We start from the raw sequence: 23,547 nt of genomic DNA on the forward strand, positions 1-23,547 counted from the left end.
GGCATCAACAACCGGTTTCCTGAACGAGCGCTCAGTCATGGATACCATGAGCGTTTTTTCAATGTCAACCTTTTTGCAACCAGATATAAACAGCACAATCAAGAACTTAAGTCGCAACAACTCACCGAGAGTTCCCCACAGCTCAACATTCCTGAATTCGTCAATGAAAAACCCTATGACCTCCAGGTATCGGCCCGGATTTGCAGCTTTACCATCTTGTTTCTCAAGGTGCTGGGGTTGATGCCCAGAACGGCGGCGGCGCCAGCGGGCCCGTGGACCTTCCCCCTGCAGTGGGAGAGGGCCGCTTCAATGCATTGCCGTGTCGCCTCATCAAGGGTTTGGAGGGGACGCACCGAAGGGATGCTTCTCGCCTCACGGCTCTGTGTGCCCGGCATCTGTTTTTCAAAGCAGGCGGCGACCTTCTCCTCCACCAGCCGTTCCAGATCCGACAGGTTCTCCCGAGCGTTCTGATACAACTCAGGCTCCCGGGGCAACAAGCGATCCAGGAGAAGGGGCCCCCCGGGCCACAGGGTCATGGCCCGCTCCACAAGATTTTCCAACTCCCGCACGTTGCCCGGCCAGGCGTACTGCATCAGCGCATCCACGGCCCGTGGTGCAAGGGAGGGGCTCTGGGGCAGATTCAGCCTCCGGCGTATCTTTTCGATAAAATGGTACGCCAGGGCTTCTAAGTCCTGTTTGCGCTCCCGCAGCGGAGGAACCGTAACAGGAAACACAAAGAGGCGGTAGTAGAGGTCCTCACGAAACGCCCCCTGCTTCATCATCGCCTCAAGATTGCGATGGGTTGCTGCAATGATACGCACATCCACAGAGATGGACTCCTTGCCCCCCAATCGTTCCACCACCCCGTTCTGCAGGACCCTCAGAAGCCGTACCTGGACCTGGGGAGGCAGCTCGCCCACCTCGTCCAGGAAAAGGGTGCCGCCGTGGGCCTGCTCAAAAAACCCGGGCCGACTCCGGGTGGCCCCGGTAAAGGCCCCCTTTTCATACCCGAACAGTTCCCCGTCCATGAGGCCCTCGGGGATGGCGCCACAGTTGACCTTCACAAAGGGCGCGTCTCGACGCGGTGAAATCCGCTGCACCTCATCGGCGATGAGTTCCTTGCCGGTTCCGGTCTCCCCCAGAATAAGCACCGGAACCTCCCGTCCTTCCAGGCGGCGCACCTCATCCATGACCCCTCCCAGACCGCCAAGCCCCCCGACGATGCGATTATCCCGAAGCTGCTCCAGGGCCCTTTCCAACCCGCGTTTCTCTTCGTTAAGCCGCTCCTGAAACGCCAGCACCCTCTGAAACCGAAGCATGTTGGACATGGCCAGGGCAAAGGGGGTGAGAAGCAGGCGGATCTTGCGCTCATGCTCCTCGGTAAAGCAGTCTTCCTCCTTACCGATAAAGCAGAGGTGCCCCACGGTTTCGTTGCCGGACGTAAGGATCCCCACAAGGTACGCCCGGGGTTTGACGGGCAACAGGTGCCCAAGGGCCTGGGCGTGCTTTGCGGCCCCCCCGCCCCGGCTTATTTTCCGTTCCAGGATGACGTCGCCGGCCTGCTCGAAATGAAGCATGAGCGCCCCTTCGCGGGGGGTGAGGTCCACCAGGCTCTCCACGTAATCGAAGCGGCCCTCGCGCACGAGAAAAAGCAATTTTAAGGCATTGAGCCCCTGGGAGTACTGGTGCAGGGAGATCCCCTCCAGGGGGAAATGGTCCGCAAGGTGATTGAAGACCGACACCATGGAGTCGGCCAGTTCAAGGCTTCCGGAAAGATGGGAGACGGTCTCCTGAAAAAAACGCAGATCATCTGTGGGGGAAGGGGCGGGCATGGGTCACCTCATATTGCCGAATAAAGTAATTTTTCATCTTATAAGACAAATATAGACCAAAATTACCTTATTTACCAACGCAACATCTCCCTCGAATCCACATTCCCTGTCATTTCAAGCCACTGCCTTTTGGCACACCGCTTGCTATCCCTAAAAAGCCGTTCGAATTGCCGCATCACACAAACACGCCAGTCAAGGAGACACCCATGTCAACGGCCATGCCATATAACCGCCCTCCCCTGAAGCCTGCCCTGTGGTCGGAAGAGGACATAGAGGAAGCCATAGGGAAGCTCAAGGGCACAGAGCCCCCTGAATCGCTTCGGTTTTTTCTAGAGAAACGGATTGAAGAGATCCCGCAGCCAAAAGACCACACGCGCCTGCTGGCAAGGCTCCACAACGAGATAGGCCTGTTCTGGCTTCAAAAGGAAGAGATGGACAGAGCCCGCACGCACCTTGACAACGCTGCCTCCCTTGACCCGGAAAACATCAGGGCCGCATACAACCGGGGCAACATATCCCTGTATGAGGAAGATTTTGAGGATGCCCTGGGAAGATACGAAGCCATCCTTGCAAAAGAGCCCGACCATGGGGGGGCCACCTACAACGCTGCCCTCTGCCATGCATTGACCGGCCGGGTGGCCGAGGCACTGCCCCTGTTTGAACGGGCCGTGGTGCTGTCCCCCGACTATGCCGGGGCCCATTTCTGGGCCGGGGAGTGCCTTCTCCACCTGGAAAAGCCCGATGCCGCCCTGCCCTACTTTCACCAGGCCTCGGCCCTGAACCCCGACCACCCGGAGTCCAGCCGGGGACTTGCCATCTGCCTGTTCCACGCAGGCCGGCACGAAGAGGCCATCTGCCTGTGCGAGCACATGCTCAAAGCCTTCGGGCCGGAGCTCACAGCCCTGCGGGTGAAAGGAGACGCCCTGCTGGCTCTGGGCAACCCCGTTGAAGCGGCCCACAGCCATATCGACATGGCCCTCATCGACTTTGACGCACGGGAATTCCTGGTGAACCGCGCCCGGTGCCTCATGGAGACGGAGCCCGACAAAGCGCCCCCCTATGTCCGATGCGTCCTCGACCATTTTCCCGATTTCCAAAGCGCCCTGGATCCACAGGAGCCTTTCCATAAAGACCGTCCACAGGACGGAAGGAGCCAATCCCATGCCCAATGAAAAAGATGCCCTTGAAATCATCAACGATCCGGCCAACTTCACCGCCAAACCGGACTACCTGGAGCCGGAAGAGACCGAGGAAGCTGCCCCGCCCCCAAAAGGCAAGGAGCCGTCCGAAAAAGAGCCGGGCGGTTTTTCACGCCGCGGCTTCCTTAAAATAGGCGGCCTCACCGCGGCCGTGGCCTCGGTGGGGGGCGCCGGTGCCGCCGGTTTTGCCATCGGCCGCTCCGACGACGCCTACACAGGCTACAACCGCACCTACCAGGGCGGCGACATGTTCTTCAACCGCGAGCCCTTCAGAACAGACCTGCCCACCTTCTTCAAGCCCGTGGGCAAGGTGGAGCGCCCCGACTGGACAGAGTATCTCTTTCAGCGCAAGGCCGTCATCATGGGCTACATCAAGGAGGGCACCTGGACGCCCGACAAAGGCCTCAAAGCCCTGCCCGGCCCGGTGGGAGACTACTACCGCAGCCGGCCCAAAGAAGAGTTCGAGACCATGATGAAGGCCCTTGAAAACAGCGTCATCCGGGCCGAAGCCTGGAAAGCGGGCAAGCACAAACGCTACGCCATTGCCGACGCCTACAACGCGTCCTTCCGGGACACCGGCATGTACAACCGATACGGCTCCACGGTTCCCGAAGACCCCGCGGAAAAATACGAGCAGACCGGCGTCCCCGTTCCCCCGGAGGAGTGGGACTACCGCCACATCTGGCGAAAGGAGCCCCTGAAGTTCAAGTCCCCCAAGCATGCCACCAAGCTCATCAAGCGCATGGCCCACATGTACGGCATGTCCCTGGTGGGGATCACCAGGTTCGACCCCCGCTTCATGTTCAAGGGGCTCATGCGCGGCATGCCCAACCAGGGCCACGACAGCTGGGGAGACAAGGTCCCCGGGCACTGGAAGAGCATCATCGTTTTCGGGGTCCCCATGTACTGGGACAGCACCTATTCCGCGGTGGGGTACTCCACCTCCTTTGACGCCTATTTTCGATCCCGGTGCGCTTCCGGCCTCCTGGAGCGGTTTATCCAGGAGCTGGGCTACCCCGCCCGTGCCCAGTTCCCCGGCCATCACTACGAGGTGATGATGAGTCCGTTTGTCCAGCTCGCGGGCCTGGGAGAGTACAGCCGGGCCGGGGTGGTCATGGTGCCGGAGCTCGGGGCCAACTTCCGGCCTGCCGCCGTCATCACCGACATCGAGTTTGAATACGACAAGCCCATCAGCGTGCGCATGGCCGACTTCTGCATGAAATGCAAGATCTGCGCGGATGCCTGCCCCTCCGGGGCCATCTCCAAGAGCGACAGGCCGGAAACCGTCATACGGGGCTTCAAGCGCTGGCGCCTGGATGAGGAGAAATGCCACCTCCAGTGGTGCAGCGGCCCCACCAGCGACGGCCTCGGGTGCCGGGTCTGCATCGGGCTCTGTCCTTACTCCCGCAAGAACACCTGGATCCACACCATCTCCAGGGAGCTGGAACCCCGGGACCCCACCCATCTGGTCTCCAAGGGTCTCCTTGCCATGCAAACCAACTTCTTCAAGTACCCGGAAGCCGAAGAGTTCAAGTCGGACTGGGACGGCGGCAAAGAGGCCAACTACCACAAGGCGCCCTGGTGGATGCGAAGCGACGACTTCTTTGAGATCGAACGGACCTGGCAATACCACGGCATGGAGTAAAAGGGCCCCGGCCAAAGACACGCAACGAAAAAGACGCACCATATCCTGAAAGGAAAAAACGATGTTTCCCGGATCAACGATACTCAACTACCTGTTCTGGATGGTCATGGGGGCCATGCAGGTGATCATCATTTTAAGTGCCAACACCTGGCTGAAAGAGAGCGGAAGACAGGTTCCCTGGTGGCAGACCCTGCTCATGTACGGCTGCTTTCTCTCCTTCTGCGCCGTGGTGGCGGGCGGTTTCACCCTGGCCGGTGAATACGAGAGCCGGGCCGGATTTTATTTCATCGGCTACCTGGGGCTTCCCCACATCATCGCAGGCACGGTGATGCTCAAGCTCTTTGTTTTCAAGAAAAAGGCATAAGGAACACCGGTTGATGCAAAAACAGCACATGGAACGCGCAGCCGCAATCCTCTCCCTCCTGGTCCTGATCCTCGCCTGGGCCGGAGGGAGGGCCAGGCTTCAGGAGTCTGCCACGGCGCACATCCAGAACATCTCAAACTCATTCACAAACATCTCCCAGGTAAGCGATCACCTCTACCGGGCGGACCAGCGCAACGCGCAGAAGGCCCCCTTGCATATCGCCCTTGCAAGCCGCCCAAGCTACGGCGGCCCCCTGAAGGTTGCCCTGGCAGCCGATGAAGAAGGAACCATTCGGCATGTGGCCATCCTCAGCAGCACCGACACCGCCACCTACCTGGCCAAGGTAGTGGAAAACGGGCTCCTCGATCCCTTTCCGGGCAACAAGCTGGACAAGCTCCCCGACGTGGACGCTGTCTCCGGGGCCACCATCTCCTCAACGGCGATCCTGGAAGGGATCAGGAAGGCAGCGGCCCGCATCGCCGCCGCCCGCAAAGGTGAGCCCATGCCCGCACAAGGCGCCCCCGGCCCCGTGAACCGAAAAGAGATCATGAAAAGCATGGCAATCGTGCTGCTCTTCGGCTGCGCCCTCATTGTGGCCGGGCGCCGTTTCCCCTGGTCCAAAAAAAAGGGCCGCGCCGCCTTGTTGACGGTCTCGACCCTGCTGCTGGGCGTCCTCTACAGCACCCAGTTTTCCCTTGCCACCGTGCACCTGCTCATCTCCGGCGGCTGGACACAGGGCCTTGCCTCCTACGCCGCCCTGGTCTGCCTTATCCTTGCGATTGCGGTCTTTTTCCTCACCCGCAAAAACCTTTACTGCGCCATCCTTTGCCCCTTCGGCGCGGTTCAGGAAGGGCTGGGGCGCATCACGGGCTGCTCACCGCCCAGGAGGGCCCCATGGATGACCTGGTCGGCGCGGCTTGTAGCCCTTGCAGCCCTTTGCGCCGCCCTTTTTTTCCGAAACCCTTCCCAGGCGAGCTTCGAGCCTTTTGGCATGGCGTTTAACTTCACCGGCTCCGATGCCCTTTTTGCCATGACCCTGGCCGTGGTCATCGGTTCCCTCATGGTCAAACGCCCCTGGTGCCGGCTCTTTTGCCCTGTTACCGCTCTCTTTGACTATGTGGGGTTTGTCCGCAGCCAATGGCGCCGTCGCGCCGTACAGGATATCCACCCCAAGGAGGCCCCATGACCTTTCGACGCATTGCAACCACAATCCTCTTCCTGGGCTTTCTGGCCGCAAGCCTCCTGGAACTGGTTCCCAAGTGGCAGAAGGCCGCCGGAAAAGAGACAGGAGCCGTGCTCTATGTCCGAAGCACCGAACCACAGGCCAAACCGTCCCACAACACAAAACACATCAGCCTTGAGAGCATCCTCAAGGCCAATGAAGGAAACAAGGACGGGTAACCGGGTCCACCGGCCTCGTCCCACGACACAGTGTAAGGAGACCAACCATGACCATCGTCAAACTCATCGCCTCCGCCCTCATCCTCATTGCCGGGGTTGCAAAACTCTTGGGCGTAAAACCCCTGGCCGATCAGTTCAAGGAATTCGGACTGCCGAGGCATGCCATGCCCCTCATCGGCGGCCTGGAGGTGTGCCTCGCCATCGGCCTTCAGATAGAAGCCCTCACCCTGGCGGCATCGGCTCTTCTGGTCGTGACCATGGTCGGAGCCGTGGCCGCCCACGTCAAAACCAGGCATAAGCCGACCCAGAGCTTCCCTGCCCTGGCGGTACTCATCCTGGGCGCCGTGATCATGGTCGGGACCTTGTAATCATAAGGACAGCGCCCCTTTTGCAGGGGGCTTTCCCCAGGGTTAACGCATTTAAAAAATCAGTTGCCTCCGGCGGGTCGCTTTTTGAAAAAAGCTCCGCAAAAACTTTCCGGTAATCAAGACGCTTATCTCCAGCACCGCAGGGGCTGAAGATAAGCGCCTTGATAAACGAAATGAAGAAGAGGGACTATGCTCTGTAGTGACGCATTTTCAAAGAACAAAACCTGTTTATCAAACTTTTCAAAAGTTTGTCCCCCGGCAGGGCCGCCGGAGGCAAAAATCCAAATGCGTTAACCCTGGGTCTTTCCCGTACAGCCCTTGACATGGCACACCAAGGGCCGTAAAGCTTGATCTCGCGTCACGGTTCTGCCCATGACGACACGTTGATCCAATCCGCTGACGCGGGTCCGCATCAGATCCATACACAAGGAGCTTCCCGTGCCGAACATCTCCTCACCCAGCCTCAGAGGCTACCTTTTCATCTTCGGAGCCGCCCTTCTCTGGGGGCTCCTGGGCCCGGTCTCCCGGTACCTCTTTGCCGCCGGGGTTTCCCTCATTGAAGCGGGCTTTTTCCGCGCTCTTCTGACCTGGATCATGTTCGGCACCCATGCAGCCGCCAAACGACAGATGGCGGCTAAAAAAAAAGACCTGCCCGTTCTCTTTGCCTTCGGCTTCGTGGGCATCTCCCTTTTCTACGCCGCCAACATGATGGCCATCGACAAGGGCGGTGCGGCCCTGGCCTCGGTGCTGCTCTACACCGCGCCCTTCTGGGTGGCCCTCTTCTCCTTCTTTCTCTTCGGGGAACGCATGACCCTGATCAAGGGCATCGCCATGGCCCTTGCCGTGGCAGGGGTCTGGGGCATCTGCCTGGACGGAGGCCCCATGGCCGGAGAGTCCATTGCCACGGCCGTGCTCTGGGGACTCACCGCAGGGATCTGCTACTCCCTCTACTACATCATCGGTAAAATGTTTTCGGGGACCTACGCCCCGTACACCCTCTTCTTCTGGATCCTTCCCACGGGTATCCTGGGCCTTCTCCCCTTTGTGGAGTTCACCCCCAAAACACCCGTCATCTGGTTCCAGCTCCTGCTTCTGGCCTTCTTCTCTTACAGCGCCAACAGCTTCTACTACCTGGGCCTGCGCACCCTGGCCCCCACACGGGCCGTCCTCACCGCCACCCTGGAACCGGTGGTGGCCACCTTCTTTGCCTGGCTCCTCTGGAACGAGACCCTGGGCGTTTTAGGATACGGGGGAAGCGTCCTCATCCTCACCGGGGTACTTCTCACCATCCTGGCACCTGAGCGATAAACGCGTGGAGGATCAAACGGGACGAGAACGCTGTATGGTTTCAACAAGTCATGATCTCCCCACAAGATCGGCCCTTAAATCAAATCCGTCATCATGACACCGTGCCGTGAGGCCCTCAGCCCGCAGGGTGCACTCTGTGCACCATGTCCGGGGAGCCAAAACTCTTGGCGTTATGGGGTATCAGAGACTGACTGCCTACCCGAAAAATTCAAGGGTCTGCGGGAAGCTCTCTTTATGAGGCGCCATCGTTTTCCCCAGCCAGGCGATGGTCTCCCCCAGGTTCTTCATGTTGGCCAGCCCTTCGGCGTCTTCCAGCACGTCACCCTTGTTGAGTCCCTGACCAAGGTTCCAGTAGGTGGAGCCGGGCACGATCATCTGGGACATCATGAACATGTGGTTGATGGTATCAAAGACATGGGTGGCGCCACCCCGTCGTACGGCCACCACCGCAGCCCCGATCTTTCCCCTGAAAGCCCTGTCGTTGGCCAGGGCCACCATGCCGGAGCGATCAAGGAGGGCCTTGAGCTCGGCCGTCACATCGGTGAAATAGGTGGGAGAGCCCAGAATAATGGCATCGGCCCGGACCATCTTGGCCATGACCTCGTTAAAGCTGTCCTTTTTCAAAATGCAGCACCCGTCTTTTTTTTCAAAACAACTCCCGCAGGCGGTGCACCCCCGCATGGATTTTCCGCCGATACGAACCGTCTCGGTCTCCCAACCCGCCGCCTCAAGGGGGGCGAGCACATGATTTATAAGCGTTTCCGTGTTTCCGCCCTTTCGCGGGCTTCCGTTGACGGCAATGGCGTACATACCTGTTTCTCCTTGTGGATTCATGGATGGAGCGGACAAAGTCCCTCCCCACGGTTTTTATCTGGTTTTAGGGGTGCAGCACACGTGCCCCCTTGACCGTTCCTGACAGGTGCACTATCCATAAGGGAGCCCTGTTTCGCAAGTACGGTATTTATTGTGCCATACTTACAAAAAAGATACCTTTGGAGACCGACCATGCCCGAACCCTGCAAAATCAAAGAACTTAAGGGGAAAACATACCGATGCTACTTTGAATTGACGCTTTCTGTCATCGGAGGCAAGTGGAAACCCATCATTCTCAACCACCTGGCCTTGGAACAGATCATGCGCTTTGGAGAGCTGACCCGCAGCATCCCGGAGATCACCCAGCGCATGCTGACCAAACAGCTCCGAGAGCTTGAGGCCGACGGCCTCGTGCACCGAGAAGTCTATCGTGAGGTTCCCCCCAGGGTCGAATACTCCCTGACCGCCCTGGGATACACCATCATCCCCATCCTCCAGCACATGCGCCAGTGGGGCGTGGACTACGAAAAGCACCTGGGCGGCGAAGGCCTGTTTGAAGACGAAGGGTTTGAATGCGCCGAGCCCCCGGAGCTGCTCGCCCTGTAGGGCCGGAAGATCAGCATACCCCATAAGCCCCCGCAGGGACCGCTTCACCGCATCAGGCCGGTCCCTGCTCCGGCACCGGCAACCCGAGGCGTCCCACGGCATGGGCTGCCAGGCCTGCCCCGGCCTCGGCAAAGACATTCAGGGCCACATCGGCCCCGGCCTCCTTTAACCTCTCCACCTCATCGTCATAACGGGCCACGGCTGCCAGAGTCCCTGTGTAACCGAACTGCTTGAACCTCTGAATGGCTGAAAGGGTGGACTCAAAGTTGTTCAAGGCCAGTACCACCAGCTTCACCCGCCCGTCCGGAGTGGGAAGCCGCCGCCAGAAGTCAAGATCGGTCACATCGGCCTGCACAATACTCCGCCCCTGCATTTCATGGCCTGCCACGGTCTCCTTGTCGTAATCGATTCCCAGGACAACCTCGCCGTACTTCCCCTGAAACCAGTCGTAGGCCCCCACCCCGGTTCGCCCCATACCGATAACGACAATATCCGCAGATTTCCGCTCATACGGTGCTTCCTCAGGATGACGCTCACAGGTTTCACACCGTTTCAGCATGTCGGCCAGACGGTCAAACAACCGGTCCGAGTAGGTGTTCAAAGGCGATGCCAGGATAAAGGAGACAGACAGGGCAATGGCCATCACCACCAGCCACCGGGGATCCAGCCTGCCCACGGATGCGGCAAGGGAACAGACGATGAGCCCGAACTCGCTGTAATTGGAGAGGTTCGCCATGGTCATAAAGGAGGTCCGGGCCTTTAGGCGGAACCGGGTGAAGACCAGAAAATAGAGGGCCATTTTAAGGGGAAGCAGGGCCACCAGGATCCCCACAGCCGCAAACCCCGCAGCCCCTGGAACGCCTCGCAGCCCGATATCAAGGAAAAAACCCACCAGCAGCACATCCTTGATGCTCATCAGGGAATTTGCCATCTCCTTGGCCCGGGGATGCGGCGCCATGAGCATGCCCAGGATCAGAGCCCCTAAATCCGGTTTCAGCCGAACCAGGTCAAAGATATGAGCCCCTGCGATGAGGGCCGCGAACAACCCGAATAGCACCATCAGCTCCCCGTGGCCGATGCGGTCCATCACCAGGAGAAAGAGCTTTCTCACCACGGGAAGAAGCGCAATGCCCCCAATGGCCATCACCGAGGGCACCTTACCGGTTGCCGCCGTCAGGTAGATCACCGCCAGGATATCCTGAATAACGAGCACGCCGATGGCTGTGCGGCCGTTGAGGGAATCCATGCGCCCCTGCTCGTCGAGGATCTTGACGGCAAAGACGGTGCTGGAAAAACTCAGGGCAAAGGCCAGGAGCAGCGCGGTCCTCATGTCGATTGCAAGGAAAAAACGCAGCCCGGAGTACCCCAGACAGAACAGGGCCCCTCCCATGGTGGCCACGGTGAGAGCCATGTGCAGGGATGCCCCGGCCCACACCTCCGGCTTCACGAGGTTCCTGATCCTCAGCTTCAGCCCGATGGTAAACAGAAGCAGGGTCACCCCCACATCCGAGGCGGCCTGGAGCATGGGGGTGGACTCAAAGCCAAACCCGCTGAGGCACAGCCCGGCCACAAGAAACCCCACCAGGGGAGGCAGCCCCAGGCGGTACATCAGGTAGCCCAGCACAAAGGCCACGGTAAGGACAACAGGGTCCATGGGGTTTGATCCTTCTCTTATGGCATGTCACTGGGAGAAATAGGCCTCGATCAGGTCGAACCAGACATCCCGTTCGGCCTCGTCGGCATAGAGGAAAAAATCGCCCACGGATCGCTGCACCTCCATGAGATCCGTAAGGAAGTCATAAACAGCGTTGGCCGCCTGCTGCTCGGCCACAAGGGCAAGGTTCTGTGCATCGAGGAGGTCGATGATGGAGAGCACGCCACGGACATAAGAGTCCGTCACCAACTGAAGGTTGTTGGCCGCGGATGCTGCCGCGTCCTTGGAAAGGCGTATCCCCGGATAGGAAGCCCGGACGCGGTTCATGGCCACAACAGCCCTCTGGCTGATGCGTGCCGCCGCAGCTTCGCGCTCCCTGCCGAGCCGCTGGATCTCTTCCCTTGCCTGCCTCAACTCTGCCGACCTTTCCCCTCCGCTGAACAGAGGAAGGGAGGCTGTGACCCCGACGGTCCAGTTGGTGTCATCCGGGACTTCGGGGGTGGTGGGGGGAAACTCGGTACCGTCACCGCTTTTATCAAAGACCTCGGTGACGTTGCCGACAAGCTCAAAGGTGGGGAGCCAGAACTCTCTCTTGGCCGCGGTCAGCACCCGCATACGTGCGGTGATCAGGGCGTCGATGGCCCTGAGTTCCGGGGCCTTGACCCGACTCTCTTCAGCAAAGAAATCACTCAGGACACGAACCCTTCGGGGCGTCTCCAGATAAGGAAAAATCCGGGGTTCCCCCACCACGGACACCGGATCCCTGATCCCCGTCTCTGCTGGGGCAAAGGCCTCGGTCAAGGGCCGGTCCATGATGCGGTTCATCTCGCTCCTGGCGTCAAGAAGCGAAGATTCGGCGTTCAAAGCGTCCTGGAGGCGGTTGGCCAGCTCACTCTCCCAGCGGTACACCTCTTCAGGGCCTGCCGCGCCCACGGAAACACGGACCTTGGCCCGCTCCAGGTTGGCGCGGGTCAGCTTGAGGTTGTCGGTCTGTATGTTGAGGACCGCCTCGGCCCTGAGCACATTGAGGTAGGCAACGGCCGCGCTGTTGATGATATCAAGCCGAAGGGTCTCCCGATCTTCCTCAAGGGCTTTTTGGGTTTGTTTCGACACCGTATAGGCCGACCAGGCCTTGTCCGAATAAATGACCTGGCTGCCGGTTATGGAGCCGGACCATGTCTTTTCCGGCCTCTGGCCCTGGGCCGCCCTTGCCCTGTCGTCGTCAATCATTCTGGCCTCTGAGCCGAGCCCCAGTTGCGGCAACAGGTCGGCCCGTGATTTCTTGACATCCTCCAGGCCTGAGGCCACGGCCCTGTCCAGTGCTTTCAAATCGAGGTTGGCGCGCACCGACTCGGTGACGGCCCCTTCTAGGGTCAGGCGCCTTCCCACGCCCTCGACGTTGTTGTTGAGAAGCTCCGCACCGGTGATGATGTCCCACTTCGGGTAGACTTCGATGGCCTTTGCCGTGGCCCAGTTGATGGTCAGGCTCTGCCCACGACTGAAGAAAACCGGAAGGTCTCCGGCGTTTTTCCCGCGAAGCACCTCCATGATATTGACGGCAACGCTTCGGGCAAGGTGCTGAATGTTCGATTTGGGGGTCATGGTCGCCAGAATCCCGGTCTCCACATCGGCCATGCCCCAGAAAGAAAAGCTGGGCAGCATCCTGTCGATGAACCCCGCCACCAGTTTTTCAAACTCATCCGGGGGCATGCGAAGCAGAGAGGTCACAAACACCGCTTCGGTTGAAGGGGTAAGCTTTTCCAAGGTTTTCTCAGCGCTGACGTCATAGGCGATAAGCTTGATCCCAAGGCCGTGCTCTTCTTCAAAAGCCGTCATATGCTTTGCGACATCCTGGAGCGCATTGATTTCAAACTGGTCGGCGATGACCGTCAGGGTTTTAAACGGTGCGATGTCCGTAAAGGTCGTCATCTCCTTGGAGATACTCTTCTGCACGTTGATATAATTAAGGTTCGGCACACCGCTGGTGCCATCCTTGAAGGGAAGCTCCTGGAGCCTGTCATCCACGATAAAAGGAGCGATGACAGGTCGTTTCAGACCCCTTCGGCGGCAGGCTTCGTCGCTGGCCACAACCCCAAGGGCCACGATAATGTCCACGTCGGGCGCCTCAAGGAGGGTATCCAGGGCAGCGGTCACTGCACCGACGTTCCATCCGCCGTCCAGGGTTCGGTTTGACGGAAACCGGATATCGAACTCCCCTTCGGCCAGGGTGATGATCTCCTCCTTAAAAACCTCGAGGGAATCAGGGTACCTGGCCCAAGGCCCGTCGGTCACGATCCCTATACGGGCAACAGGGAGCCCCGTGACGGCCACCGCCGAGGAAGCCAGGGTGAGCAGCGTGACCAGCATGATGGCGAAACAGGTGGATGTACGTGTCATGGTTGAACTCCCGGCATATAGGGTTCATCCCTGGGAAGGGATCTTGTAGAAGATGACATAAAGAACCGGAACGACGATGAGGGTCAGAAGCGTGGCAAAACTGAGGCCGGCCATGATGGTCACGGCCATGGCCCTGAAGAAGACATCCGGCAACAGCGGAATCATGCCAAGAACCGTGGTGATGGCAGCCATGCACACCGGCCTCATCCTGCTCACCGCCGAGTCCACCACCGCCATGTAAGGGGCCTTGCCCCCGCCCAGCTCGATATTGATCTGATCAATGAGAACAATGGCACTCTTGATCATCATGCCCGTAAGGCTCAAAAATCCCAGCAGGGCCATAAAGTCAAAGGGCAGGTCAAATATAAGGAGCCCCATGGAGACCCCGATAATGGCAAGGGGTACGGTGAGCCAGATGATCAGGGGCTGTCTCAGGCAGTTGAAAAGCATAATCACGATGAGCACCATCAGCATGAAGGTGACGGGCATGGAACCGGCCAGCTTCTCCCTTGCCTTGGCAGAGTCTTCGAATTCACCGCCCCACTCCATGGAGAACCCCGGAGGGATCTCAATGGCCTCGATCTTGGTCTTGACGTCCCCTAAGATGGAGCTTGCCAGGATCCCGGGCTTGTTTTCGCACTTTGTCGTGATGGTCATCTTCCGGTCCCGACGATAGATCATGGAGTCTTCCCAGTCCGTCGTAAAATCGGATACCACCTGATACACGGGAACGGTTTTCCGCGTGGCCGGGCTCCACACCTGAAGACTCCGGATATTTTCCACGTCCAGGCGCTCCTCTTCGGGCTGCCGCGCGATGATGGAGATCAGCTCATCACCCTCCCGGTAAATGCCCATGGTGGTCCCGATGACGTTCATCTCCAGGGCCCGGGCCAGATCGGATCGCGAAATGCCCGCCAGCCGGGCCCGGGTGTCGTCGAACTGGGGCCGGATGGTCTTCACCCGCTGCCGCCAGTCGTCCCTCACCGCATAGGTATTCGGGTGGGCAAGGAGGATATCCTTGGCCTGATTTGAAAGCTGCCTCAAAATAACGGGGTCCGGACCGCTGAACCGCACCTCCACGGCACCGCTTGACGGACCGAGCTTGAACTTCTCCAATATGGGCTGGGCCTCGGGAAACTCATCGCTCAAATAGGCCAGGTACTCTTCAATAATGTCCCCGATCACCCTGTAATCATTAACGGAGACGAGAATCAGGCCAAAGCCTTTGTCCCTGGAAGTCTCCGGGTTAAAGGTGAGCATGAACCGGGGCGCCCCCTCGCCGATGTACGACGCTGTGGAGACCACCCGTTCGTCCTCCAGAAGCCGCTTTTCAATCTTGGCGATGTCTGCCGTGGTCTGGCGAATATCTGTGCCTGCCGGGAGCCAGTAGTTGATCATGAACTGCGGCCGCGTGGATTCCGGGAAAAAACTGTTCTTCAGCATGCCGAACCCGGTGATAGCAAAAAACAACAGACCGATCATCACCGCCATGGTGATCCAGCGCCACTTGATGCACATCTTGAGAAAGGCCTTGTAACCCACAAAAATCACGCCGCGATACGGATCTTTCTCCTCTGTCTCATCCCCTTGAGTGGCCTTGCTTTTGAGAAACATGGTGCAGAACAGCGGGGTAATGGTGATACCGATAACCCAGCTGCTCATAAGGGAAATGAGCATCACCTGAAACAGGGAGCGGCAGTACTCCCCGGTGGAGTCCTGGGAGACACCGATGGCCGCAAAGGCCAGCACCGCGATGACCGTGGCACCGAACAGGGGCCAGAGGTTCTGGTCCACCACCTCCTTTGCCGCCTTGATGCGATTCATCCCCGACTCGATGCGTATGAGCATCCCCTCGGTGATGACAATGGCGTTGTCCACCAACATGCCCAGGGCGATGACAAGGGCCCCCAGGGAGATCCTCTCCAGGTTGATGGCAAGGATCTTCATGATCACCAGGGTGGCAAGGACCGTCAGGGCCAGGACCACCCCGATGAGAAGACCGCTCCGAAACCCCATGAAGAGCAGAAGCACCACCACCACAATGAGAACGGCCTGGATAAAATTGCTCACAAACCCGTTCACCGCTTTGGAGACATCATCGGACTGGAAGTTGACAACCCCCATCTCCATACCCACCGGCCTCTGGTTTTCAAGCTCCGCAAGCCGTGCCTTGACCGCCTCCCCCATGGAGACCACGTTGCCCCCCGGTACCACGGAGATGCCGATGGAGATGGCCGGGGACCCGTTGAAGTGAAGCACCCTGGACGGCGGCGTGACATACCCACGCTTCACGTCGGCAACGTCCTTGAGATAAATGACACGGTCCGATTCCGGATCCCGCACCTGGAGATTGGCGATATCCTCAACCGAGTCGAAACTGCCCGTGGGATTGATTCGGATGTACTCGGGTCCCACCTTCACCGAACCGGACTCCACCACAAGGTTCTGATCCTTCAAGGCGGAGTAGATACTGTCCAGGCCGATGCCAAGGCGAGCGATGCGCGCCCGGGAAATCTCCACGAAGACCGCTTCGTCCTGAAGCCCCCAGAGGGTAATCTTGGCAACGCCGGGCACCAGCAGGAGTTCTTTTCTCAGAAACTTCATGTACTCCTTGAGCTCCTCGTAGGAGTACCCCTCTCCGGTGACGGCAAGGAGAATGCCGTACACGTCGCCAAAGCTGTCGTTGACGATGGAGGGGTGGGTCCCCGGAGGCAACTGGGACTGAATGTCCCCCACCTTGCGCCGCAGCTCGTCCCAGACTTGAGGAAGGGTGTGCTTGTCGTATTGATCCTTGATGGTCACCGTCACGATGGACCCTCCGGCCCGGGAGGTGGACTCCACATAATCGAGCTGAGGCATCTGCTGGATGGCCGTCTCAATACGATCCGTGACCTCGTCGGCCACCTCCATGGGGGTGGCCCCGGGATACGGGGTGAGAACAACGGCATTTTTTACGGTAAACTCGGGATCCTCCAGGCGGCCCAACCCGGAATAGGCAAGGATGCCCCCCACGACAATGCAAAAACAAATCACCAGCGTGACGGTCTTTTTTTCAATGGAGAGTTCTGCGATGTTCATAAATACCAGCCTCCTGTCCCGGATATTTCATGAGCGGATACTTCATGAGAAAACGATCACATCAAAGCAATCAGGCTGTGATTGGCGCGTCAGTGTGAAAAGCCTCGTTATTCAAGAAATTCAGAATGTAACTTTCAATTCTCGACTCGATTTTCTCACCCTCCGGGCGAGCCGGGCTAGTTGGCCTTCATTTCCCTGATTTTCATTCCGGACTGAAGGTAATTGACACCGGCGGAAACAATCGTTTCATCGGCTTCAAGCCCTTCAAGGACAAGAATACTGCTCCCGGACACGCTGCCGACCTTCACCTCACGCATCTCCACGGTCATGCTGCCTGAGTCTACAACCCAAACGAATTCGCGGCCCGTTTCATCTGCGAAAACGGAATTGACAGGCACGAGAAATCCTTTTTTCACCTTTATGCCCTTCAGGCCTTCCACCGTATCCTCGCTGGCCTTTTCATCTGTTTCCGCTGCCGCCTCTGCCTCTGCCTGACTCTTTCCCGTCACCTTGGCGGTCATTCCGGGAAGGATGTTGGCTCCCTTGGGAGCAGGCAGGGCAAGGACCACACGATAGGTCTGGGTCTGATCATCCGCTTCTGTGGAAAACTCCTTGAGGGTGAGGTCATGCTTGACCCCGGCCATGGCGGAAAACTCCACTTCGGCCACAACGGCCCCTTTGGACTTGCTCCGGACCCTGGCCATGAGGGTTTCGGGGACATCCACCACAATCTCCAGTTCCGAAACGTCCTGAAGGCTGACAATGGGGTCTTTGGCACGGACCTCCTGGAAATTCTCCACGTACCGCCGGGCAATGACCCCGGTAAAAGGGGCTCTTAAATAGGTGTCCTTCAGGGCGTTTTCCGCGTTGGTCACATCGGACTTGGCCACATCGTACTCCCGTTTGGCCCTGTCAAAATCGGCCTTGGAGACCTGCTTTTTGATATAAAGGTCCTTGTACCGGTTATACTGATGCATGGCCTCCAGCTCGTTTGCCTTGGCCGTGGCAAGGGCTGTCTTGAAATCCCTTGGAAGAATCCGCGCCACCACCTCTCCCCGTTTCACGGGATCGCCCTCTTCAACGGGAAAAGCGGTCAACGGACCGGACACCTGGAACGCAAGGTCGGCCCGCCTGCTCGCCCTGACCCTTCCCGGGAGCTCCCGGAGATTTTCCTCAACAGCAGCCGAGACACGAAAGAGTTTTGCCGGGCGCACCACCTCCGGCTCGGGCTCCTCCTCGCCCCTCCTGCCGCAGGACAACACCAAAGCAGCCGCAAGAATCATGAGCCCGGTGCCCAAGGGCAACCTCCGGGCCAACACCAGGCCCCTGTCTCTTTTTTTTAAGTCCATGTTTTCCCCGTTTTCTATGTTTATCAGTTAGGAATCGCCGTATGAAACGGCACGAAACCTCAACTAAACAACGTTCCGAAAATCAATTTAAAAAGCCGCCACTTATAAGGACAAATGCCCACAGCCTGCCCCCGGTTTACCAATGCAGGAGGCCTCACAGTATGGTATGATTTGCATCATCCTCCAGGATTCCGAAAAAGCCAACAGCACGCACAGGCAGGCTGGATCAAAAAAATCCATCGCCCAAACGACTGTGGACCTCAGGCTGAATTTCAAAAAGTAAATATGTGGACATCCGAACAGAAAAGCATGACTGGCTTGAAAGACGACTGGCTTTGCGATGTCACTGAGTGTCGCAGTGCACCACACTCACCAGTACCGGTGGTTACCCGATAAATATACCAACAACGTACGAGGGTTACAAACATATAAGGGCAGAGAAAGGATTAAATTCATCGGGCCCATGTGTGGCAGGCCCGTTAAAGGAAGAAAACGCGAAATAAAATTGATTCCATATGGCCGCATCGACGACACCTCGATTCAGTGCGATTTCGCCGAGGGGCGACAGCAGTAAAAAAAACATTCACCCTGCGGGCATGGACCCAAAAGGCTCTTGGCAACAACCCATGCCGTAAACAGCGCAGCACGTCGGTGGTGCTGCAAAGGAGACACCATGACCGGACCTCATCCCTACGAGCTTTTGTCACCGGAAACCCTCAGCCGCTGGCTTGAAGAAGAAAAACCCTTTTACCTGCTGCATACCCTCACCAAGGACCACTACACCAAGATACGCCTGCCGCGAGCCCTGAGGGCTTCGGTGTTTGAGATCAATTTTCTGGAACAGGTCGAAGGCGTCACCAGGGATCCGGAAGCCGTCATCGTCCTTTACGGCTCCAGCCATCGCTCCTTGGACGCGGATACGGCGGCCCGCAAACTTCACCGCGCCGGGTACCGCAGCCTCCATGTCCTGTCTGGGGGACTCAGCGCATGGAACGAAAAGGGCCTGCCCCTTGAGGGAAGCGCACCGGAGGTGGTCCATGCCCCCCAGAGAACGCTGATCATTCCCGACGGTACCTACCGCATCGACACAGAGGAGAGCTTTATCCTGTGGGTCGGTCGAAACCCTGCGAGCCGCCACCACGGTCAAGTTCGTCTCGCCTCGGGAGCCTTAGACGCAACGGGTGGAACCGTCACCGGACACTTCGACATCGACATGAACACCATCGCCAACATCAACCTGGAAGGAGATGAGCTGCAACAGGTCCTGGAAGACCACCTGAAATCCGATGACTTCTTCTTCACCCGGCGCTTTCCAGTGGCTCGCTTCACCATGGAAGACGCAGCCCCCGTGCCGGAGCCCTTTTTGAGCGCTCCCAACGTCAAGGTCAGTGGGCAGCTTGAACTCGGCGGCGTCTCTGCCCCCCTCTCCTTTCCCGCCACCGTCAGCCCCACCGAGGAAGGCCACCTGGCAGCAGAAGCCCACTTCGACCTGGACCGCACCCGGTGGAAGGTAATCTACGGCTCATCCAAATTTTTTGAGCACCTCGGTATGCACCTCGTCTTCGACCTCATAAGCTTCGAGATCCGCATCAAGGCACAAAAAAACCAGACGTAAGTCAGGGAAAAAAGGTACCGTCGGAGACATTGCAAGCGCTTCAGACAAACAACCGGATCTCCCCTGCGCATGACCCGTGATGATGCATCAGACACAGCCCGCACTCCGGGTTGAACCGGTGAGCAATGCCGAGTTCGTCAAGCCAGCACTTGATTCTGTATAGCACCCCGCATTCATACCGGTCGATGACGCCGAGCCGTTTTACCCCCTTATAGGCAAAGCACTCCCCTTGAGGAAACGCCCATGTGAGGATGTTTCCACCGGGGTAACCAAAACGGACCTGCATAAAGTCAGGGATCATTACCGTGGATGCTTCTTTAAAAAACGTTAAAAAGTCATCGCAGCGATCCAGCGGCCCATTGATACCCAGGACCTGTTTGAGCCGGTTAATTTCAACGGATGAAAGGGACCTGATCGCCTCTTTGTTAAGCTTGTTTGTTGCCTCAATCCCAAATGTATTGAGGCAATGAAAAAACCACATGCCGTCGTGGGTCATCCAGCACTTGTTGAGCAGAGCAACCGTCTCCTTCGTCGACATCTCGTCAAGGGATCTCACATGGCCTCCTTTGCCCCCGAAGCGAACCGGGCCCATGGGGGAATGGAAGATGATAACGGCCTGGGACTGCGCCCGGGGCCGCCACGCGAAAGGGGCTTACCAGGCCCCGGGAATCAGCCGGTACCTCACCCTGGTTGCGTACTCGGCATACCCATCCAGTTCCTCCTGAAGCATCCTGTCCTCCAGGAAGGTGCGGAGCACCGTTACCGCAATGGCAACGACACCGGGGATCAGCGCCAGCTTCGAACCGATGATAAAGGGGTCGGCCAGGCAAACCAGCACCATGGCCACGTACCCGGGATGCCGGACAACGCCATAGGGGCCTCGCGTAACCACTATATGGTCCCGATCCGTCTGGATACGGACCGTCCCTTCAAAATGTTTATTGACCAGCATGGCCCAGTAAAACAGCAGAAAAAAGCCAAGGTACAATGCGATCCCGGCAACGCAACTGAGCCCTTCCATCTGAACGCCTCCGAACCGTCCGATCTCCAGCCCCGCCACCACGGGGATACAGACGATCAACAGCAGGAAGTAGGAAAGGAGGATGAGTTTGTCCCAGCCCTTGGTGCCCTCCCTGGCTTCCGCTCTCTGGTTGGCCAGCTCCGGTGCGAACCGCAACATCAAATACCCGCCGAAAACGGCTCCGATAATGTGAATGCCGAAGGCCAGCCAGGCCCTGGCAATATCCCATCGCCCGGCCACAAGAAAAAAGACAACACCCATGAGAATGTTCCATCGAACGGGTGCCAACAGATACTTTACGCCATCTTTGTTCAATTTTTGCGACAACAACCTTCTCCTTACTAAAAAACAGCACACCAATCAAAAAGGGGGACTTCGCCCCAGCAGACACGGCTGTGGGCCTTTATCGTCTGCCGCCCTCTACTGATTCTATGTATTAAAATATGAGAATAAAATTACGATAATCACAGCCATGTTTCAACAAAAAAGCCGGGTTTACCCCTGGGGAGGGACGGCCCTTAAAACGAGAGCCTTCCAAGGTCGAATCGGTGGGGCAGAAAAACACGGTAAGGAAGGTAACGGGGGCGTCTGTCGCCAGAAAGACAAGGATATTTTTTTCCCTTGGCAAAAAGAAAAACAATCCCTATAGTTCAAAGCATTATAATGCTGAGACGCTCACCGTACTGTCCTCACCCCACGGACACCTCAGCCCTCTGTGATCCAACAGCAACAGGCCTTACCCGGATATTTCATGAATAAGCGGCCACGCCAAAGATAGTTTAAGATGTCATTGCATCTGGTTACTGAGAAGAGTGTAGACATTTCTAAAATACAAAATATAATCCTCTGATTTCTGATCGATTTTCTCATCCTTCGGGCTTGATGCATGGGCGCCCTGCCCGACATCTCAGCCATGTTATAAAAATCGCCGCACCACGTCGCACAGATGCAGATACCCGGATCTAAAAAGCCTAAATTAAATACTGTTACAGCCATTTACCATTCAAGACACACCCACATCGCACAGTTCATCAACACCATATCGTCGTCATAAAACGTTCATTACGTAACACCAACTCACAATCCTCAGGAGGCTCCATGAGTACCTACCCGACAATGGATAACCTGGTCAACGCCATGAACGGCAGCTCTTCCACCAACAACTGGGACATGGTCTGTTCCTACACCACAAAGCAACTCAACGATTTTCTCGCCACCGCCTATGCGAAAAAACAGCTGGTCACTGAGATGCACTTCGACGTTCAGGAAGACGACCCCCTGACCGGGGAGCCCTTTACCGTGAAATACGATCTGTTCCTCGGCAAGCCCACCCTGAAGTTCATCGCCGGTCGATCGGACCAGGCCACTCTCACCATGCTCATCACCGACGGTACGTACAGCATCTACCTGAAGGGCCAGGAGAAACCTTTCAGGACAGCCGATTTCCCAAAAAACACGTACAGCGTGGATGCCTATGTTCCCCTGGCGGCCGTCACCGGCGACACCGGTACGGTCTCCTCCAAGGGAGACATCGTCACCTTTGACGACGACAAAACCAGCCAGAGCCACGTAATCCTCCACTTTGCCAATGAAAAGGGCACCCAGTTCAAGATCATGCCCGAGCCCGACCCGTCACTGAAAGCCATCATCAACCCGCAGTTCGTCGACGCCGTGGAGAGCTACTTCACCTATCATGTCAAAGAGATCGACTACGCCCTGGCCCAGGTGAACAACGACAAGGCCTCCCAGGGCAGCGTGCTGCTCACGCCCAAATCCTTTGTCTTTGCCTCGGAGGGAGACGGGGATACGGGTATCCTGAGCCTTTACATCCAGGTGAAGGAGAGCGGCAACCCCCCGGGCAACCGCAACCCCTCCTTTCAGCCTGGCACCAAAGAGATGCTCCCCATTCCGGATGGCTACACCGCCAGCCTCATCCTGGGCTACCAGCTCCTCACCACCAGCTACATCACCAAACAACTTCAAGACGAAGGATTTACCGTGACCTACGAGTCGGTTCCCAAGGGCATTGCCTGCAATGTAAGCAAGGACCTGGAGATCCTTGCCAAGGACGACTCAGGCCACTGGTTCTTCGGCAGCCACTACTACAAGGGGTTTGACATCAACTTCAAGGACCACCCCATCCGCATGCAGATCGCAGACGGAAGCGTTTCCCTCAACTGGCAGGCCTCGGCCGACACCTCCTGGTCTGAAAACGCCTCCTTCGGTCAGTCCTCCTCCAACCACTGGGGCGGTGTAAAGGTAACCCTCTCCTATGAACAGAGCGGCGGCTCCATCAGCCTGAACACCACCACCGATGAAATCAGCATCGCCGCCATCTCCATCACGCCTAAGGACATCCATGTGGGGTTGCACAACGACGGCTGCAGTTTCTGGGAACGCCTGGGGGGCTGCATGGAATCCCACCCCTCGTTCTACGACAACCTGGACGATCACCTTGTGATGCCCCAAAGCCTCACACTGGATCTCAAGGGATTGAACTTCCTCATGGAGACCAACCTGCTGGCCCCCGGTGAAAAGATGATCGACTTTTCGAGCACTGCCGGTGTCAAAACCCCCATGGACTTCCTGCTGGTGGGACAGGTGGCGAGCAAGTAGTCCACCCCGTAAAACGTGCAGGGAGCTCAGCCCTTGCCATAACCGGCCCTCACCCGCAGCCCGGGCTGCGTGAGGGCCACAACACAACGGGCCCGGTCCTGCCGGGCCGCCAACACTGCCCGGATATTTCACGAGTCGGGTACACTCATGAGCAAGGCATCAGATGGGTGCACCCGGCTCGCCCGAAGGGTGAGAAAATCAAACAGCAAACGCTGATTTACTTTTGCATTTTTAAAATAGCTGACATTTTTGCTGTAGACTACAGAAGTCATATAACTTTC

Annotated in this window: 19 protein-coding genes; 10 read left to right on the forward strand and 9 right to left on the reverse strand. The window is 57.7% G+C overall.

The window, feature by feature from the left end; translation table 11 throughout:
- Positions 1 to 173 precede the first annotated feature (173 nt).
- A complete protein-coding gene (locus tag MSL71_RS15550; RefSeq protein ID WP_180141944.1) occupies positions 174 to 1,832 on the reverse strand; it encodes a sigma-54 interaction domain-containing protein in 1,659 nt (552 codons plus the stop codon).
- A 206-nt stretch (positions 1,833 to 2,038) separates the two neighbouring features.
- On the opposite strand from MSL71_RS15550, the gene MSL71_RS15555 reads away from it, so the two are divergent.
- From MSL71_RS15555 to MSL71_RS15585, 7 genes are all read left to right on the forward strand, one after another.
- Positions 2,039 to 3,004: a tetratricopeptide repeat protein gene (locus MSL71_RS15555; protein ID WP_180141946.1), complete on the forward strand. Its 966-nt coding sequence runs from the start codon at positions 2,039 to 2,041 to the stop codon at positions 3,002 to 3,004.
- Positions 2,994 to 4,676 (forward strand): 4Fe-4S dicluster domain-containing protein, encoded by a 1,683-nt coding sequence (locus MSL71_RS15560; protein ID WP_180141947.1) that lies wholly within the window; start codon positions 2,994 to 2,996, stop codon positions 4,674 to 4,676. The genes MSL71_RS15555 and MSL71_RS15560 overlap by 11 nt, the downstream gene beginning before the upstream one ends.
- A 61-nt stretch (positions 4,677 to 4,737) precedes the next feature.
- Positions 4,738 to 5,040, forward strand: a complete 303-nt coding sequence (locus MSL71_RS15565) for a hypothetical protein (RefSeq protein WP_180141948.1) — start codon at positions 4,738 to 4,740, stop codon at positions 5,038 to 5,040.
- 13 nt (positions 5,041 to 5,053) lie between these two features.
- Positions 5,054 to 6,226 (forward strand): FMN-binding protein, encoded by a 1,173-nt coding sequence (locus MSL71_RS15570; RefSeq protein WP_180141949.1) that lies wholly within the window; start codon positions 5,054 to 5,056, stop codon positions 6,224 to 6,226.
- Complete coding sequence (locus MSL71_RS15575; RefSeq protein WP_180141950.1) at positions 6,223 to 6,441, forward strand: hypothetical protein; 219 nt, start codon at positions 6,223 to 6,225, stop codon at positions 6,439 to 6,441. The genes MSL71_RS15570 and MSL71_RS15575 overlap by 4 nt, the downstream gene beginning before the upstream one ends.
- Before the next feature lie 47 nt (positions 6,442 to 6,488).
- Positions 6,489 to 6,809 (forward strand): DoxX family protein, encoded by a 321-nt coding sequence (locus MSL71_RS15580; protein WP_180141951.1) that lies wholly within the window; start codon positions 6,489 to 6,491, stop codon positions 6,807 to 6,809.
- A gap of 438 nt (positions 6,810 to 7,247) precedes the next feature.
- Entirely contained in the window at positions 7,248 to 8,117 is an 870-nt protein-coding gene (locus MSL71_RS15585; RefSeq protein ID WP_218951050.1) for a DMT family transporter, read from the forward strand.
- A 195-nt stretch (positions 8,118 to 8,312) separates the two neighbouring features.
- On the opposite strand, the gene MSL71_RS15590 is transcribed toward MSL71_RS15585, so the two are convergent.
- On the reverse strand, positions 8,313 to 8,927 hold the full coding sequence (locus tag MSL71_RS15590; protein ID WP_180141952.1) for a flavodoxin family protein: 615 nt from the start codon (positions 8,925 to 8,927) through the stop codon (positions 8,313 to 8,315).
- Positions 8,928 to 9,122: 195 nt separating this feature from the next.
- Here MSL71_RS15590 and MSL71_RS15595 point away from each other — a divergent pair, with 195 nt between their 5' ends.
- Positions 9,123 to 9,536 (forward strand): winged helix-turn-helix transcriptional regulator, encoded by a 414-nt coding sequence (locus MSL71_RS15595; RefSeq protein ID WP_180141953.1) that lies wholly within the window; start codon positions 9,123 to 9,125, stop codon positions 9,534 to 9,536.
- Between the two features lie 52 nt (positions 9,537 to 9,588).
- Here MSL71_RS15595 and MSL71_RS15600 read toward each other — a convergent pair whose 3' ends face one another.
- The 4 genes from MSL71_RS15600 to MSL71_RS15615 form a co-directional block, all read right to left on the reverse strand.
- Positions 9,589 to 11,190 carry a cation:proton antiporter family protein gene (locus MSL71_RS15600; protein WP_180141954.1) on the reverse strand — a complete coding sequence of 534 codons (1,602 nt, stop codon included), beginning with the start codon at positions 11,188 to 11,190 and terminating at the stop codon, positions 9,589 to 9,591.
- Positions 11,191 to 11,217: 27 nt separating this feature from the next.
- A complete protein-coding gene (locus tag MSL71_RS15605) occupies positions 11,218 to 13,587 on the reverse strand; it encodes a TolC family protein (RefSeq protein WP_180141955.1) in 2,370 nt (789 codons plus the stop codon).
- 24 nt (positions 13,588 to 13,611) lie between these two features.
- Positions 13,612 to 16,665 carry an efflux RND transporter permease subunit gene (locus MSL71_RS15610; RefSeq protein WP_180141956.1) on the reverse strand — a complete coding sequence of 1,018 codons (3,054 nt, stop codon included), beginning with the start codon at positions 16,663 to 16,665 and terminating at the stop codon, positions 13,612 to 13,614.
- 176 nt (positions 16,666 to 16,841) lie between these two features.
- A complete protein-coding gene (locus MSL71_RS15615; RefSeq protein ID WP_180141958.1) occupies positions 16,842 to 18,014 on the reverse strand; it encodes an efflux RND transporter periplasmic adaptor subunit in 1,173 nt (390 codons plus the stop codon).
- Between the two features lie 673 nt (positions 18,015 to 18,687).
- Here MSL71_RS15615 and MSL71_RS15620 point away from each other — a divergent pair.
- On the forward strand, positions 18,688 to 19,629 hold the full coding sequence (locus MSL71_RS15620) for a YceI family protein (RefSeq protein ID WP_180141960.1): 942 nt from the start codon (positions 18,688 to 18,690) through the stop codon (positions 19,627 to 19,629).
- A gap of 40 nt (positions 19,630 to 19,669) precedes the next feature.
- On the opposite strand, the gene MSL71_RS15625 is transcribed toward MSL71_RS15620, so the two are convergent.
- Together MSL71_RS15625 and MSL71_RS15630 are read right to left on the reverse strand one after the other, a co-directional pair.
- On the reverse strand, positions 19,670 to 20,185 hold the full coding sequence (locus MSL71_RS15625; RefSeq protein ID WP_180141962.1) for a DUF6125 family protein: 516 nt from the start codon (positions 20,183 to 20,185) through the stop codon (positions 19,670 to 19,672).
- A gap of 96 nt (positions 20,186 to 20,281) precedes the next feature.
- Positions 20,282 to 20,911, reverse strand: a complete 630-nt coding sequence (locus MSL71_RS15630; RefSeq protein WP_180141964.1) for a methyltransferase family protein — start codon at positions 20,909 to 20,911, stop codon at positions 20,282 to 20,284.
- An 837-nt stretch (positions 20,912 to 21,748) separates the two neighbouring features.
- On the opposite strand from MSL71_RS15630, the gene MSL71_RS15635 reads away from it, so the two are divergent.
- On the forward strand, positions 21,749 to 23,266 hold the full coding sequence (locus MSL71_RS15635; protein ID WP_180141966.1) for a hypothetical protein: 1,518 nt from the start codon (positions 21,749 to 21,751) through the stop codon (positions 23,264 to 23,266).
- Between the two features lie 128 nt (positions 23,267 to 23,394).
- On the opposite strand, the gene MSL71_RS15640 is transcribed toward MSL71_RS15635, so the two are convergent.
- Complete coding sequence (locus tag MSL71_RS15640; RefSeq protein WP_180141968.1) at positions 23,395 to 23,538, reverse strand: hypothetical protein; 144 nt, start codon at positions 23,536 to 23,538, stop codon at positions 23,395 to 23,397.
- Between the last annotated feature and the right edge of the window lie 9 nt (positions 23,539 to 23,547).

Source organism: Desulfoluna butyratoxydans (genome assembly GCF_900699765.1).
Taxonomy (GTDB): Bacteria; Desulfobacterota; Desulfobacteria; order Desulfobacterales; family Desulfolunaceae; genus Desulfoluna; species Desulfoluna butyratoxydans.

What these genes read in the sequence shown, in the direction of transcription:
- MSL71_RS15610 (WP_180141956.1), bottom strand. Translation starts at nt 16,665, where the DNA reads ATGAACATCGCAGAACTCTCCATTGAAAAAAAGACCGTCACGCTGGTG.
- MSL71_RS15600 (WP_180141954.1), bottom strand. Translation starts at nt 11,190, where the DNA reads ATGGACCCTGTTGTCCTTACCGTGGCCTTTGTGCTGGGCTACCTGATG.
- MSL71_RS15605 (WP_180141955.1), bottom strand. Translation starts at nt 13,587, where the DNA reads ATGACACGTACATCCACCTGTTTCGCCATCATGCTGGTCACGCTGCTC.
- MSL71_RS15635 (WP_180141966.1), top strand. Translation starts at nt 21,749, where the DNA reads ATGAGTACCTACCCGACAATGGATAACCTGGTCAACGCCATGAACGGC.
- MSL71_RS15620 (WP_180141960.1), top strand. Translation starts at nt 18,688, where the DNA reads ATGACCGGACCTCATCCCTACGAGCTTTTGTCACCGGAAACCCTCAGC.
- MSL71_RS15565 (WP_180141948.1), top strand. Translation starts at nt 4,738, where the DNA reads ATGTTTCCCGGATCAACGATACTCAACTACCTGTTCTGGATGGTCATG.
- MSL71_RS15590 (WP_180141952.1), bottom strand. Translation starts at nt 8,927, where the DNA reads ATGTACGCCATTGCCGTCAACGGAAGCCCGCGAAAGGGCGGAAACACG.
- MSL71_RS15640 (WP_180141968.1), bottom strand. Translation starts at nt 23,538, where the DNA reads ATGACTTCTGTAGTCTACAGCAAAAATGTCAGCTATTTTAAAAATGCA.
- MSL71_RS15615 (WP_180141958.1), bottom strand. Translation starts at nt 18,014, where the DNA reads ATGGACTTAAAAAAAAGAGACAGGGGCCTGGTGTTGGCCCGGAGGTTG.
- MSL71_RS15580 (WP_180141951.1), top strand. Translation starts at nt 6,489, where the DNA reads ATGACCATCGTCAAACTCATCGCCTCCGCCCTCATCCTCATTGCCGGG.
- MSL71_RS15630 (WP_180141964.1), bottom strand. Translation starts at nt 20,911, where the DNA reads ATGGGTGTTGTCTTTTTTCTTGTGGCCGGGCGATGGGATATTGCCAGG.
- MSL71_RS15570 (WP_180141949.1), top strand. Translation starts at nt 5,054, where the DNA reads ATGCAAAAACAGCACATGGAACGCGCAGCCGCAATCCTCTCCCTCCTG.
- MSL71_RS15555 (WP_180141946.1), top strand. Translation starts at nt 2,039, where the DNA reads ATGTCAACGGCCATGCCATATAACCGCCCTCCCCTGAAGCCTGCCCTG.
- MSL71_RS15575 (WP_180141950.1), top strand. Translation starts at nt 6,223, where the DNA reads ATGACCTTTCGACGCATTGCAACCACAATCCTCTTCCTGGGCTTTCTG.
- MSL71_RS15560 (WP_180141947.1), top strand. Translation starts at nt 2,994, where the DNA reads ATGCCCAATGAAAAAGATGCCCTTGAAATCATCAACGATCCGGCCAAC.
- MSL71_RS15595 (WP_180141953.1), top strand. Translation starts at nt 9,123, where the DNA reads ATGCCCGAACCCTGCAAAATCAAAGAACTTAAGGGGAAAACATACCGA.
- MSL71_RS15550 (WP_180141944.1), bottom strand. Translation starts at nt 1,832, where the DNA reads ATGCCCGCCCCTTCCCCCACAGATGATCTGCGTTTTTTTCAGGAGACC.